Source organism: Stenotrophomonas maltophilia group sp. Smal32 (assembly GCF_030237085.1).
In the GTDB taxonomy this organism is placed as follows: domain Bacteria; phylum Pseudomonadota; class Gammaproteobacteria; order Xanthomonadales; family Xanthomonadaceae; genus Stenotrophomonas; species Stenotrophomonas maltophilia_Q.
On the sequence record NZ_JASJSI010000127.1, the window covers coordinates 1 to 11,713 of the forward strand.

At 67.2% G+C, this 11,713-nt stretch carries 14 protein-coding genes; 7 read left to right on the forward strand and 7 right to left on the reverse strand.

What is annotated here, in order from left to right:
* Window positions 1-87: 87 nt before the first annotated feature.
* Window positions 88-783, forward strand: a complete 696-nt coding sequence (locus tag QRO91_RS19900) for a DAPG hydrolase family protein (RefSeq protein ID WP_197650602.1) — start codon at window positions 88-90, stop codon at window positions 781-783.
* A gap of 12 nt (window positions 784-795) precedes the next feature.
* Here the strand turns inward: QRO91_RS19900 and QRO91_RS19905 are convergent, their stop codons facing one another.
* Together QRO91_RS19905 and QRO91_RS19910 are read right to left on the reverse strand one after the other, a co-directional pair.
* On the reverse strand, window positions 796-1,212 hold the full coding sequence (locus tag QRO91_RS19905; RefSeq protein ID WP_049428243.1) for a VOC family protein: 417 nt from the start codon (window positions 1,210-1,212) through the stop codon (window positions 796-798).
* A 59-nt stretch (window positions 1,213-1,271) separates the two neighbouring features.
* A complete protein-coding gene (locus QRO91_RS19910) occupies window positions 1,272-2,375 on the reverse strand; it encodes an alkene reductase (protein WP_049428274.1) in 1,104 nt (367 codons plus the stop codon).
* Window positions 2,376-2,503: 128 nt separating this feature from the next.
* On the opposite strand from QRO91_RS19910, the gene QRO91_RS19915 reads away from it, so the two are divergent.
* The 6 genes from QRO91_RS19915 (at window position 2,504) to QRO91_RS19940 (ending at window position 7,752) form a co-directional block, all read left to right on the forward strand.
* Window positions 2,504-3,409 carry a LysR family transcriptional regulator gene (locus QRO91_RS19915; RefSeq protein ID WP_049428240.1) on the forward strand — a complete coding sequence of 302 codons (906 nt, stop codon included), beginning with the start codon at window positions 2,504-2,506 and terminating at the stop codon, window positions 3,407-3,409.
* A gap of 71 nt (window positions 3,410-3,480) precedes the next feature.
* Window positions 3,481-3,756, forward strand: a complete 276-nt coding sequence (frmR, locus tag QRO91_RS19920) for a formaldehyde-responsive transcriptional repressor FrmR (protein WP_005411009.1) — start codon at window positions 3,481-3,483, stop codon at window positions 3,754-3,756.
* Window positions 3,757-3,814: 58 nt separating this feature from the next.
* Window positions 3,815-4,924 (forward strand): S-(hydroxymethyl)glutathione dehydrogenase/class III alcohol dehydrogenase, encoded by a 1,110-nt coding sequence (locus QRO91_RS19925; RefSeq protein WP_049428237.1) that lies wholly within the window; start codon window positions 3,815-3,817, stop codon window positions 4,922-4,924.
* 8 nt (window positions 4,925-4,932) lie between these two features.
* Window positions 4,933-5,280, forward strand: a complete 348-nt coding sequence (locus QRO91_RS19930; RefSeq protein WP_049428235.1) for a YqcC family protein — start codon at window positions 4,933-4,935, stop codon at window positions 5,278-5,280.
* A gap of 22 nt (window positions 5,281-5,302) precedes the next feature.
* A complete protein-coding gene (gene fghA, locus QRO91_RS19935; protein ID WP_049428271.1) occupies window positions 5,303-6,133 on the forward strand; it encodes an S-formylglutathione hydrolase in 831 nt (276 codons plus the stop codon).
* Window positions 6,134-6,306: 173 nt separating this feature from the next.
* Window positions 6,307-7,752, forward strand: coding sequence for a diguanylate cyclase (locus QRO91_RS19940; protein WP_100443678.1), 1,446 nt, complete (start codon window positions 6,307-6,309; stop codon window positions 7,750-7,752).
* Between the two features lie 277 nt (window positions 7,753-8,029).
* Here QRO91_RS19940 and QRO91_RS19945 read toward each other — a convergent pair whose 3' ends face one another.
* The 5 genes from QRO91_RS19945 to QRO91_RS19965 form a co-directional block, all read right to left on the reverse strand.
* A complete protein-coding gene (locus QRO91_RS19945) occupies window positions 8,030-8,596 on the reverse strand; it encodes a DUF3916 domain-containing protein (RefSeq protein ID WP_197620016.1) in 567 nt (188 codons plus the stop codon).
* Window positions 8,597-8,807: 211 nt separating this feature from the next.
* Window positions 8,808-9,146 (reverse strand): hypothetical protein, encoded by a 339-nt coding sequence (locus QRO91_RS19950; protein ID WP_005414449.1) that lies wholly within the window; start codon window positions 9,144-9,146, stop codon window positions 8,808-8,810.
* Window positions 9,147-9,223: 77 nt separating this feature from the next.
* Window positions 9,224-10,165, reverse strand: coding sequence for a DegV family protein (locus QRO91_RS19955; protein ID WP_049428227.1), 942 nt, complete (start codon window positions 10,163-10,165; stop codon window positions 9,224-9,226).
* 94 nt (window positions 10,166-10,259) lie between these two features.
* Window positions 10,260-10,892 carry a 2-hydroxychromene-2-carboxylate isomerase gene (locus tag QRO91_RS19960; RefSeq protein ID WP_049428225.1) on the reverse strand — a complete coding sequence of 211 codons (633 nt, stop codon included), beginning with the start codon at window positions 10,890-10,892 and terminating at the stop codon, window positions 10,260-10,262.
* A 20-nt stretch (window positions 10,893-10,912) separates the two neighbouring features.
* On the reverse strand, window positions 10,913-11,713 hold an 801-nt coding region (locus QRO91_RS19965), incomplete at its 5' end, for an amidohydrolase family protein (RefSeq protein ID WP_285310530.1).

Below are 11,713 nucleotides of genomic sequence, written 5' to 3' on the forward strand. Positions count from 1 at the left end.
TCATTACACCCATCTTACCGCACCCGAGTAATTGCGAAACGATGAACGTTTCCGTATTGTCGGATCTCCCAACCCCAGGAGACCCCCATGGATACCGCTGTGAACGCCCGCGCCTGGCTGGACCACCACGATCTGCTTGACCCGGCACCGATGCACCTTGAGACCGGCGTCCAGCGCCGCGAAGACGGCACTCTGCTGGTCGCAGTGCGCACCGATCTGCACGGTTGCAAGGGCCGCATGCTGGACTGGTGGTTTACCTTCTTTGAAACAAGCCAGCACATCCGCTGGTGGCACCCGGTCGATCATGTCGAGCACCGCGGCTGGGACGAGGCCTGGCAGCGAGGGCGCAGCTACCACGGTGCCAGCATCCACGCGGTGGAATCGCTGGCCGATATTCCGCCGGTGGCGGCACGCCTGAAGTTCCACGACCCGCGCACGCTGCTGGTGCCCGAGCGCCTGCAGGCGGCGCAGGATGCAGGTGACGTGTCGGCGCTGATCGCCGCGCGCATCGGCTTCGGTGACCACGTGCGCCTGGATGCAAACGGTGATCCCCGCGATGGGCAGATGCTGCACGTGGCGCGCGATACGCCGTTTGGCTGCGTGCTGCGCAGCCGCTTCGTGCTCGGCCTGGACAGCGCCGATCCGCACCGCGATGCCAGCGATGCGGTCGGCCTTGGCCTGCTCAAGCACTGCTATACGGAGTTCAGCTTCCTTTCGCGTCTGCTGCCATCGCTGTACTACGGCGAACGCGCCAATGGCGAGGCCGTGCCACTGCCATGGTGAACGACGCGCCGGTCATTCGACCAGCGCGTCGTAGCCTTCGCCACTGAACTGGATGAGGCAGAAGCCGTGGCCGAACGGGTCGGCCAGCACGGCGATGCGGCCCCAGCGACGCTCGCGCACGGACTGCTCGAGTGTCGCCCCGGCCGCAACCGCACGCGTCAGTGCGGCCTCGATGTCATCCACGACCCAGTCCAGGTGCAGCGGCGTCCAGTGGCGCTCGTAATCGCGCACATCGCCGTCCTCGGTGGCAGGGCTGCCGTGGTCGTTCTGCAGTAGGTACAGCGGGGTGGGGCCGCCCAGCAGTTCCACCGCACCGGGCCCGAGACGGCGGCCGACGCGCAGGCCGAAGGCTCGCATGTAGAAGTCTTCGGCAGCGGCGAGGTCGGGGACGTCGAGGTTGACGATGAACGCTGCGGTGGGCGTATCCATGGTCAGATCCAGTGGATGTGGGTGGGCAGTGTATGCCCCCATCCACGCATGGCGTGGATCTACTGTGCGCGTGGGTAATCAAGGTAGCCCGCCTCGCCGCCACCGTAATAGGTGCTGCGGTCGGGCGTGGCCAGCGCGATGTCGTGGCGCAGGCGTTCGACCAGATCCGGGTTGGCGATGAACGGCTGGCCGAACGCGGCCAGATCGATGGTGCCGTCCTCGACCAGCTGTAGGGCGCGCGTGCGTGTCATGCCACCGGCCAGGATCAGGGTGCCGCCGTAGGCCTGTTTGAACTGCTTCAGGAACGCGCTGCCCAGCACCGATTCACCCTGCTGCAGGTTGTCGTTGAGGTGCACGTAGGCCAGCCCGCGCTTGCCCAGTTCTTCGGCCAGGTACAGATAGGTGGCCTCGTTGTCGGGGTAGAACGGCATGTCGAAGGTGAGGTTGTTCGGTGCCAGGCGCACGCCGATGCGGTGACCACCGATGCGCTGAGCCATCGCATCGACGGTGTCCAGGATCAACCGCGCGCGGTTGGGCAGCGAGCCGCCGTAGCGGTCGTCGCGCTGGTTGATGAGCGGGTTGAGGAACTGTTCGAACAGGTAGCCATTGGCGGCATGCAGCTCGATGCCGTCGAAGCCGGCGGCGATCGCGTTGTCGGCGCCCCGTGCGAAGTCGGCAATGATGCCGGGGATCTCGTCGGTGGCCAGTGCACGTGCCGGGGTGGGATCGGCATGGCCGCGGCTGCCGTCTTCCAGATAGACGAACGAGGTGTTCTTCAGTGCGCTGGCCACCGGGCGCGTGCCGGCGCTGACCGGTTGCCCACCATTGGGCTGCAGTGAGGAATGCGACATGCGGCCGACGTGCCAGAGCTGGGCAAAGATCGTGCCCTGAGCGGCATGCACCGCCTCGGTGACCAGCGTCCAACCGGCCACCTGCTCGGCTGACCAGATACCCGGCACGTCGATGTAGCCCTGGCCCTGTGGCGAGACCGGGGTGCCTTCGCTGATGATCAGGCCGGCGCTGGCACGCTGCCGGTAGTACTGCGCGGTGAGCTCATTGGCGACCGAACCGGGGTTGCGGGCACGGGTCATCGGGGCCATCGCGATGCGGTTGCGCAGGGCGGTACCTGACAGGTCGAAGGGGTGGAAGAGGGCGGCGGTCATGTCGGTCATCTCGGTGTGGGGGAGGCGCCAGCGGCGCGATGCACACAGGATGGAGTTGACATGCAGGTGCATAAAGCGCTTCGATTTCCCATTGAACGGGACTAATTGTCCCCAATGGAGCGTGAGGGATGTTGCCACTGGAATCCTTGAATGGCCTGGTGACCTTCGTCACCACGGCCCGCTCGGGCAGCTTCACCGAAGCCGCCGACGCGCTGGGCATCTCGCGTTCGGCGGTGGGCAAGGCCATCGCCCGGCTGGAAACGCGGCTGGGGGTGCGCCTGTTCCACCGCACCACGCGGCGCATCGCGCTGACGACCGACGGTGAGGCGTACTACGCATCGTGTGCGGCGGCGCTGGAAGAAATCTCTGCCGCCGAGGCCTGCCTGGGGTCGGCCGGACTGCCCAGCGGGCGGCTGCGCGTCGACATGCCGTCCTCGTTTGGGCGGCTGGTGGTGCTGCCGGTGCTGTTGCGCCTGTGCCGGCAGTACCCGGACCTGCAGCTGACGGTGACCTTCACCGATCACTTCGTCGATCCGGTCGAAGAGGGCATCGACCTGCTGATCCGTTTCGGTGGATTGCACCATGCCGAGCGCCTCGTGGCGCGACGGCTCGGGCGCCAGCGCCTGGTCACCTGCGCATCGCCGGAGTACCTGCAGGCGCATGGCGTGCCTGCGACCGTGGAGGAACTGGCGCAGCATCGCAGCATCGTTGGCTTCCGTCATGGCCAGCCGGTCTGGTGGCGGATCGGCAGCGAGGATGACGAAGGGACGTTCATCCCGAATGCGCCGTATCAGCTCAATGACGGCGACGCGGTGATTGAAGCGGCCATCGCCAGTCTCGGTATCTGCCAGATGCCGGTTTCACTGGTGCGCCGCCACCTGGAATCCGGCGCGCTGCAGTCGGTGCTGGATGCGCACATGCAGCGGCATATCGACATCCACGCGCTGTGGCCACCGACGCGTCATCTGCGGCCAAAGGTGCGCTACGTGGTGGATGAGCTGACCCGGTTGGCGGGTGAGGGGTTGTTCGATTGAGCAGGCCGGGATTGAGTTCGTGGTTCCGGCTTGTATACTATCCCCCAGTATAGTTCCTGGGTAGCCTGGCCATGCCGCACTCCCCCGAAGAGAAGAAGAAGGTCCTGGCCCGCGTGCGCCGCATCCGTGGCCAGTGCGATGCGCTGGACCGCGCGCTGGAAGCCGGCGCCGACTGCGGGCCGGTGTTGCAGCAGATCGCTGCCATCCGTGGCGCCGTCAACGGCCTGATGTCCGAGGTAATGGAGGCCCATCTGCGCGAGGAGTTCGGCCAGCCCGCGGCCTCCGATGAACAACGCGCCGAACGCGTGCGCGACATGAGCGCGTTGATCCGCTCGTACTTGAAATAAACGACGGCGCAACATGGCGCCGCCCATCCTGTCATTGCCTGTCTTTGGAGAAACCACCATGAAGTCCCGTGCCGCCGTCGCCTTTGGTCCCGGCCAGCCGCTGCAGATCGTCGAGATCGACGTCGCCCCGCCGAAGAAGGGCGAAGTGCTGGTGAAGATCACCCACACCGGTGTCTGCCACACCGATGCGTTCACCCTGTCCGGCGATGACCCGGAAGGCCTGTTCCCGGTGGTATTGGGCCATGAAGGCGCCGGCATCGTGGTGGACGTGGGCGAGGGCGTGACCAGCGTCAAGCCGGGCGACCACGTGATTCCGTTGTACACCGCCGAGTGCGGCGAGTGCCTGTTCTGCAAGAGCGGCAAGACCAACCTCTGCGTGTCGGTGCGCGCGACCCAGGGCAAGGGCGTGATGCCCGATGGCACCAGCCGCTTCAGCTACAACGGTGAGCCGCTGTACCACTACATGGGCTGCTCGACCTTCAGCGAGTACACCGTGGTGGCTGAAGTATCGCTGGCGAAGATCAACCCGGACGCCAACCCGGAACACGTGTGCCTGCTTGGCTGCGGTGTCACCACCGGCATCGGCGCGGTGCACAACACCGCCAAGGTGCAGGAAGGCGACAGCGTGGCGGTGTTCGGCCTCGGTGGCATCGGCCTGGCGGTGATCCAGGGCGCGCGCCAGGCCAAGGCCGGCCGCATCATCGCGGTGGACACCAACCCGTCCAAGTTCGAGCTGGCGCGCGAGTTCGGTGCCACCGACTGCATCAACCCGAAGGACTTCGACAAGCCGATCCAGCAGGTCATCGTTGAAATGACCACCTGGGGCGTGGACCACAGCTTCGAGTGCATCGGCAACGTCAACGTGATGCGCGCGGCGTTGGAATGCGCGCACCGTGGCTGGGGCCAGAGCGTGGTGATCGGCGTGGCCGGTTCGGGCCAGGAGATCTCCACCCGTCCGTTCCAGCTGGTGACCGGCCGCAAGTGGATGGGCACCGCCTTCGGTGGCGTGAAGGGCCGCAGCCAGCTGCCGGGCATGGTCGAGGACGCGATGAAGGGCGACATCGAACTGGCCCCGTTCGTCACCCACACCATGGACCTGGACAAGATCAACGACGCCTTCGACCTGATGCATGAAGGCAAGTCGATCCGTTCGGTGGTCCACTACTGAGCCGCGGCGTGGGCTGGCTGGATGCCCTGCGCCGGCCGCGTGCGGAAGACCCGCGCGCGGCCCTGGTTGATCCGATCGAGCAGGCGCTGCGCGCGCTGGGTTGGGTCGAAGGCGTCGTGGGGCCACCGCGTGCGGTGACTTCGGCCTTCGGCAGCGACGATGGCATGTCGTTCGAGCACTGGCTGGCGCAGGTGTTCCTGCCGCGCCTGCACGAAGCCCGCGCCGATGGCCAATGGCCACCGCGCAGTGACGTAGCGGTCGCGGCGTACCGCAACCTGGGCGGCCAGCCTGGTGTCGAACCGCTGCTGCGCCTGCTGTCGCAGCTGGATGAATTGATCAACACACGTGGCGGCTGAAGCCGGCACGCAGGAGGGTTCCATGGAACGCATTGAACATCGCGCCTGTTTCGGCGGCTGGCAGGACGTCTACCGCCATCGTTCGTCCACGCTGGGCTGCGACATGCAGTTCGCCGTGTACCTGCCGCCGCAGGCGGCCACTCAGAAGCTGCCGGTGCTGTACTGGCTGAGCGGGCTGACCTGCACCGAGCAGAATTTCATCACCAAGGCCGGCGCGCAGAACTATGCAGCCGAGCACGGCGTAATCATCGTCGCGCCGGATACCAGCCCGCGCGGTGATGACGTGGCCGATGCCGAGGGCTATGACCTGGGCAAGGGGGCGGGGTTCTACCTCAACGCCACCCGTGCACCGTGGGCGAAGCACTACCGCATGCACGACTATGTGGCTCAGGAGCTGCCGGCGCTTATCGAGGCGAACTTCCCGGCCACCGATGCGCGTGGCATCAGCGGCCACTCGATGGGTGGCCATGGTGCGCTGGTGACCGCGCTGCGCAACCCGGGGCGCTACCGCAGTGTGTCGGCGTTCTCGCCGATCGTCGCGCCCAGCCACGTGCCGTGGGGGCAGAAGGCGTTCACCGCCTACCTGGGCGACAACCCGGCCGACTGGGCGCAGTGGGACGCGTGTGCGCTGCTGGCGACGGCCTGCGAGCGCCTGCCGTTGCTGGTCGACCAGGGCGAGGCGGACGAGTTCCTGCAGGCCCAGCTGCAGCCGCAGCGCCTGCAGGAGGCCTGCGCGGCCGCCGGCCATCCGCTGACCCTGCGCCTGCAGCCGGGCTACGACCACAGTTACTACTTCATTGCCAGCTTCATTGGGGAGCACATCGCCCACCACGCCCGCGCGCTGAAGTGCTGACCCCCTGTAGAGCCGAGCCCACGCTCGGCTCTACCTTGGGCCTCCGACCGGATGGCAGCCGAGCATGGGCTCGGCTCTACGGTTGCGCGCCGCTTTTCCGGTGGTGGATCACACCATCGTGGCGCCGCCCCGGGCTATCGTGCACCCATACGGCCTTGCCGATCGGGGGATGCATGCCGGTAGTGCTGGCGCTGCTGTATGTGCTGTGCCATGGCCTGGTCCTGGCCATGTGGCCGGGGCCGGTCGGTGCGGGTTCCTTCGTGTTCCTGACCGCCGCCCCGCTGCTGGCAGCCGCCGCCTGCCTGTGGCGGGCGCGCCGCGACAAGGCGGCGCTCGGCTGGCGCGCCACGGCAGCGGCGCTGCTGCTGTGGGCCGGCGGCATGGCCTTCAACATGATCGACGCCCTGGGCGCCGGGCGTGCCGATTTCACCCCGCGCGCAAGCCTGTTCCTTTACGTGCTTTACGGTGTGCCCCTGGTGTTCATCCTGGCCCGGGCGCGCCGGGAACGGGTCAGCATCAGCCTGATCGATGCGGCGATGGCGGCGCTGCTGGGCGTGCTGTTCTTCGTGCACGCGCAGTCGTTTGCCGCCCGCGTTGACATCGACGACCACGCGCTGTCCAACATGCAACGCATGTTCGATATCCAGAACCTGTGCATCGCTGTGTTCGCGGTGGTGCGCTGGCTGGCCGGCGACGTTCCCGAGCGGCGCACCTTTTTCCGCGCGCTGGCGATGTATGCGGTGACCTACCTGTTGGTGGCGTACTACATCAACCACTACACCTCCGGCGATGCGTTCGGTGCCTATGCCGACCTGCTGATCGATCTGCCGTTCCTGCTGCTGGCGCTGCTCGCGCTCAGCCAGGCACCGGCGCGGGTCCTGGCGCCGCATCCGCGGATGGCGCGCACGGTGCAGGCGGCGGGTCCGATGATCCTGCCGCTGCTGCTGCTGGTGGTAGGCACGCTGGTGGTCGACCACGCCCGGCCCCTGGCCGTGAGCGGGTTCGTGGTGGCGACGCTGGGGTTCGGCCTGCGCAGCATCCTGCTGCAGGTGGACCTGATGGAACGGCAGGCCTCGCTGGATCAGTTGGCGCGCCAGGATGGCCTGACCGGCGTGGCCAACCGGCGCGAGTTCGACGCGCTGCTGCTGGCCGAGTGGAACCGCGCACGGCGCAGTGGCACCGAACTGGGCCTGTTGCTGCTGGATATCGATCATTTCAAGGCCTTCAACGACCGCCACGGCCATCCCGCCGGCGACCGCTGCCTGCAGGCCGTGGCAGCGGTCCTGAAGGCGAGTGCTGGCCGCGCCGGTGACCGTGTTGCGCGCTACGGCGGCGAGGAATTCGCGGTGATCGTGCCCGGAAGTGCGCTGTCGGGCGTGCTGGCACTGGCCGAACGCCTGCGCGAGGCGGTGGCGGCGCTGCCGCTGCCGGAAGGGTCGGTCAGCATCAGCATCGGCGTGGGCTATTTGCATCCGCCAGCGATGGCCAGCGCCGACCAACTGCTGGCCGATGCCGATGCCGGCCTGTATGCCGCCAAGCGGGCCGGCCGCAACCAGGTGGTCCTGCATGCGCACGTGCTGGATGACGAGGGCAACGCGCACGGAACCATGGATTGCTGAGCAGGCCAGCCCGTCACGCGCTGCTGCCCGTTGCCGCCAAACCGCCTCATCCTGTTCGGCCAGGCCAATCCGGCTCGCCGCTGGTCGTACAGAACCAGCCTGTTTGGGGTTCCGGCCATCCAAGGACATCGCGCTGTACAGTCAGACCGGGGCTGCGATCGTGCGCATAGCGCTGTACCGCGCGCTGGGTAGCGGCCGCCACTACCCGGCGGTTCGGTAGTTGCCAACCTTGGTTGGCAGCGCTTCCCGGAAGCGCCGACCGAGCTTGCGTCCTCGTTCACCAACGCCTGTCGGCGACCTCGCCGTAGAACCAGTATTCCTGTTCCAGACCGTCATCGTGGTCGGTGGGAGGAATGCTGACCTGCACACCTCGCTCCTCAACGCCCTGGGGTAGGACGAGCTGCCATTCGGCGGAAAGGCTGCGCGAGGTGATGGCGGTGACCTGACCATCCGCTGTCGAGGCGACGTGGCCCTGGAAGTACGTTTCGTCCAGGTAAAGGCAAATCTCGCTGGAGAACATCCCCGGCTGGGCGATGCAGCAGGTTACCCGCACAGTAGCCTGTGAAGCGGGCCGCGACTGGATCAGATTTGCGCAGGCGCTGATGAGCGATTGGGCGCAGGCACGCTGGATTCTCAGGGTGGTGGCCGGGCCTTCGATCAGACCGGCTCGGGTTGGAACCTTGTAGTTCCAGTAGCGAGCTTGACTGCCCAACTCCTCTGACGAGGGGAACGCACCACTGAAGCAGTCAGCCCAATGCTGCAGGTCGCGTAGTCGGCGTGGGGCATCGCGCAGCTTCTTCTCGCCGCGCGTACCCGGCCGGGTGATCGCATCTCTGTTTCTCATTCCCACAGTGTGCCAGCCACATGCGCGGCGCGTTGGAAAGCGCCAACCAAGGTTGGCATCTACCGGAGCATGCCTCGGAAGCGCCGGGCCATGTTCGGCGGCGCGTCAGTAGTGGCCAACCTTGGTTGGCAGCCGTTTGTGCAAGCGCCAACCAAGGTTGGCGTCTACCAGAGCATGGTCAGCGCCGGGCCATGCCCGGCGGGCGGGTGCCTCAACGCACGTCGCGTAGTTCCCAGTGGCTGCCGGCCAGCAGGCGCAGGCGCTGCTTGAACACATCGCTGTCGATGCGGGTGGTGGCCACCAGGTTGATGCGCAGGTCCTTCTGCTCGCCGGTCACGGTGGCGTCCGGATCGGTCACGCCCCACTGCGGTTCCACCGCGTCCGGGTCGGGCTGCTTGGCCTTCCAGCGCTCGAACAGCGTGCCGCTGCGCAGGGCATCCTGCAGCTCTTCGGCGAAACCGGCGGCGCCCTGCGAGTGGAAGGACAGGTCAGGGTCATTGCCACGGGCCTTGGACGGGTCGGGCAGGCTGATGTGGTACTGCGCAGGCATGGAGTTCTCCTTGAAGTGCGGCAAGGCTGGCACAGTCGCGGTGGAATCGATGTGCAGATTCCCGCCACGGTCGACCTTCATTCAAACCGATGTGGCCCATCGGCAAAGCCCACGGTGACCGCGCCCTTGCCGACATTGACCATGCCGGTCAGGCTCATCACCGATTCGTACACGGCCACGCCATGGGTGGCGCAGACCTCCTTCAACTGGGCGTAGCCGGGCAGGGTACGCAGCTCGTCCAGCTCACCGCCGTAACTGACGCACACCGTTGGTGTCATCAGCCCGGCACGCACGCGCTGGCCGACCACCGCGAACAGCTTCTGCACCGCGTTGTCGAAGCCCTTGATCTTGGCGACCGGCCCGGTTTCGCCGCGATAGCCGTGCAGCACCGGCTTGATGTCCAGTGCGCTGCCCAGCGCCGCGCTGAGCAGGCCGACACTGCGGTCGCCCTTGTGCCGTGCACGCGCACGCATGTAATACAGGTCACGGGTCACCATGTAGCCGTGCACGTTGCCAGCCAGTTCCTCCAGCCGTTCGCGGATCTGCTGCACGCTGGCGTTGCTCTCGCGCAGGCGCACCGCTTCCACCGCGGTCACCGCCTGGGCAGCGAACAGGTTCTGGGTATCGAGCACGCGCAGCGCGAACGGTGAGTTGTAGCCTGCCGCCTGGCGCACCGGCTTGTAGTCGTTGAGGATGGCGAAGCTGGCCTGCAGCGCGTTGTCATGGATCGGGCTGCGGGTCTTGGTGATGGTCATGCAGAACACGTGGTCGTAATCGATCACCAGCTGCTGCAGGAACAGGTCGCGGATCTGGTTGACACTGAAGGGAATGGTTTCCGCCTCGGCGCCGTGTTCGGCCACGTGCGCGTGCAGGAAGCTCAGCGTGGCCTGCTCATCGCGGTGATCGGCCAGCACGGCTTCGCCGATGCGGACGGTGATCGGCAGCAGCACGATGTTGTGCTCGGCAATGAAGTCCTGCGGCAGGTCGCAGGCCGAGTCGACGACGATTCCGATGCGCATCCGCGGCTCCCCCTCCAGGGCGGTTGTAGATTCGGAAACGTGAAATCTATCTCAAAACCAGAGCCCGCGCCCGAGGGAAAGGCGTCACCCCTGTTCAGCGATTGCGTTGTACCGCCATCGGCAGGCTGTCGAGGCGTTGCCATTCAGGCTGCTGCAGCAGGGTGGGATCGGCCAGCACCGCGGCCATCAGCGGATGTGCGTCGTTGCCCCAGAACAGTTCGTCGCCGATGGCCAGGGTGGGTACCCCGAACACGCCGGCCGCGATCGCGGCCTCCGTGTTGCGCCGCAACTGTTCCTTGACCGCCGGGGCGGTGATGGCGCTGGCGACATCCTCGATGCCCAGCTGCGCACCCGGTTCGCGCAGGGCCTCGGCGCTGTCACCGGCATGGCCGTCGCGCCAGATCCAGTCGAACAGCACGTCCACCGCCTGTGCGCTGGCTCCGACGGCCAGGCACAGGCGCAGCGCCGACAACGGATTGAACGGATGGCCGGGCGGGAAGCGCATCGGGGTGCCCTCGGCCTGCGCGGTCCACTGCAGGTGGCGGTAGGCGAAGCGGCGCTTGGCGGGGATTTCCGCCGGGCCCAGGTTGCCCAGGTGATGCAGCACCGCACCGAAGGCGATCGGCACCGGCTGGATTTGGCCGACCTGCGGCAGCCGCTTCAGCTTCTGCCAGTGCAGGTAGGAATAGGGTGAGACGAAGTCGAAATACCAGCGCAGCGTGGCCATGAGGGTTTCCTTGAAGGCGGTCAGGGCTGCGCGTTGCGCTGCAGGTAGCGGTCACGCAGGTCAGTCTGGCGCGAGCGCATCGGCATTGCACGGCCGCCCAGCCAGACCTGTTCGGCATAGTGCGCCACGTCCAGCGGGTCGCCCTCCCACAGCACCAGGTCGGCGCGCTTGCCCGGCTCGATGCTGCCGATCTGATCGGCCACGCCGAACGCCTGTGCCGGCACCCGGGTCAGCCCGGCCAGGCCGTCGGCCCAGGGCAGGCCGTTGGCCACTGCATTGCCGGCCAGCTGGCGCATCTTGCGCGCGTTGTGGGTGGCGTCGCCGCGCTGCACGAACGACACCGGCACGCCGGCACGTTGCAGGCGCGCGGCGTTTTCCAGGGTGGCGCCGATCTGGTCGAAGCTGGCCGGCAGGTTGGCCAGCACGTCAACGAACACCGGCACCTGTGCGGCGGCCAGCTCCGGCGCGACCTGCCAGGCTTCGCCGGCACCGGCGATCGCGATCTTCACCTTCTCGCGCGCGGCCCAGCGCAGCAGCTGGCGGATGTCCGAGGCACGATCGACCTCCACCACGATGCGGCCCTGGCCGGCCAGGTAGCGGCTGAGCGTGCGGCGGCCGGCCGGGGTCAACAGCGCGTGCGGCGAATCCGCAGCCACCTGCCCGCGTGCTTCGTCGACCATCTGCTGCAGCAGCATCCATTGCGCGGCGCGCGAATGCCCGGTCAGCTCCGATGCCGCCGAGCCCAGGCGCAGGAACAGCGCGCGCGGACCGATCGGGTCGACGCTGCCATCCAGCCGCATCACGCCGCCCTGGCCGGCCAC

Bases quoted from the DNA above. Each gene is read 5' to 3' on its own strand.
- QRO91_RS19940 (WP_100443678.1), top strand. From the start codon at position 6,307: ATGCCGGTAGTGCTGGCGCTGCTGTATGTGCTGTGCCATGGCCTGGTC.
- QRO91_RS19900 (WP_197650602.1), top strand. From the start codon at position 88: ATGGATACCGCTGTGAACGCCCGCGCCTGGCTGGACCACCACGATCTG.
- QRO91_RS19910 (WP_049428274.1), bottom strand. From the start codon at position 2,375: ATGACCGCCGCCCTCTTCCACCCCTTCGACCTGTCAGGTACCGCCCTG.
- QRO91_RS19950 (WP_005414449.1), bottom strand. From the start codon at position 9,146: ATGCCTGCGCAGTACCACATCAGCCTGCCCGACCCGTCCAAGGCCCGT.
- QRO91_RS19945 (WP_197620016.1), bottom strand. From the start codon at position 8,596: ATGAGAAACAGAGATGCGATCACCCGGCCGGGTACGCGCGGCGAGAAG.
- QRO91_RS19915 (WP_049428240.1), top strand. From the start codon at position 2,504: ATGTTGCCACTGGAATCCTTGAATGGCCTGGTGACCTTCGTCACCACG.
- fghA (WP_049428271.1), top strand. From the start codon at position 5,303: ATGGAACGCATTGAACATCGCGCCTGTTTCGGCGGCTGGCAGGACGTC.
- QRO91_RS19905 (WP_049428243.1), bottom strand. From the start codon at position 1,212: ATGGATACGCCCACCGCAGCGTTCATCGTCAACCTCGACGTCCCCGAC.
- QRO91_RS19955 (WP_049428227.1), bottom strand. From the start codon at position 10,165: ATGCGCATCGGAATCGTCGTCGACTCGGCCTGCGACCTGCCGCAGGAC.
- QRO91_RS19925 (WP_049428237.1), top strand. From the start codon at position 3,815: ATGAAGTCCCGTGCCGCCGTCGCCTTTGGTCCCGGCCAGCCGCTGCAG.
- QRO91_RS19960 (WP_049428225.1), bottom strand. From the start codon at position 10,892: ATGGCCACGCTGCGCTGGTATTTCGACTTCGTCTCACCCTATTCCTAC.
- frmR (WP_005411009.1), top strand. From the start codon at position 3,481: ATGCCGCACTCCCCCGAAGAGAAGAAGAAGGTCCTGGCCCGCGTGCGC.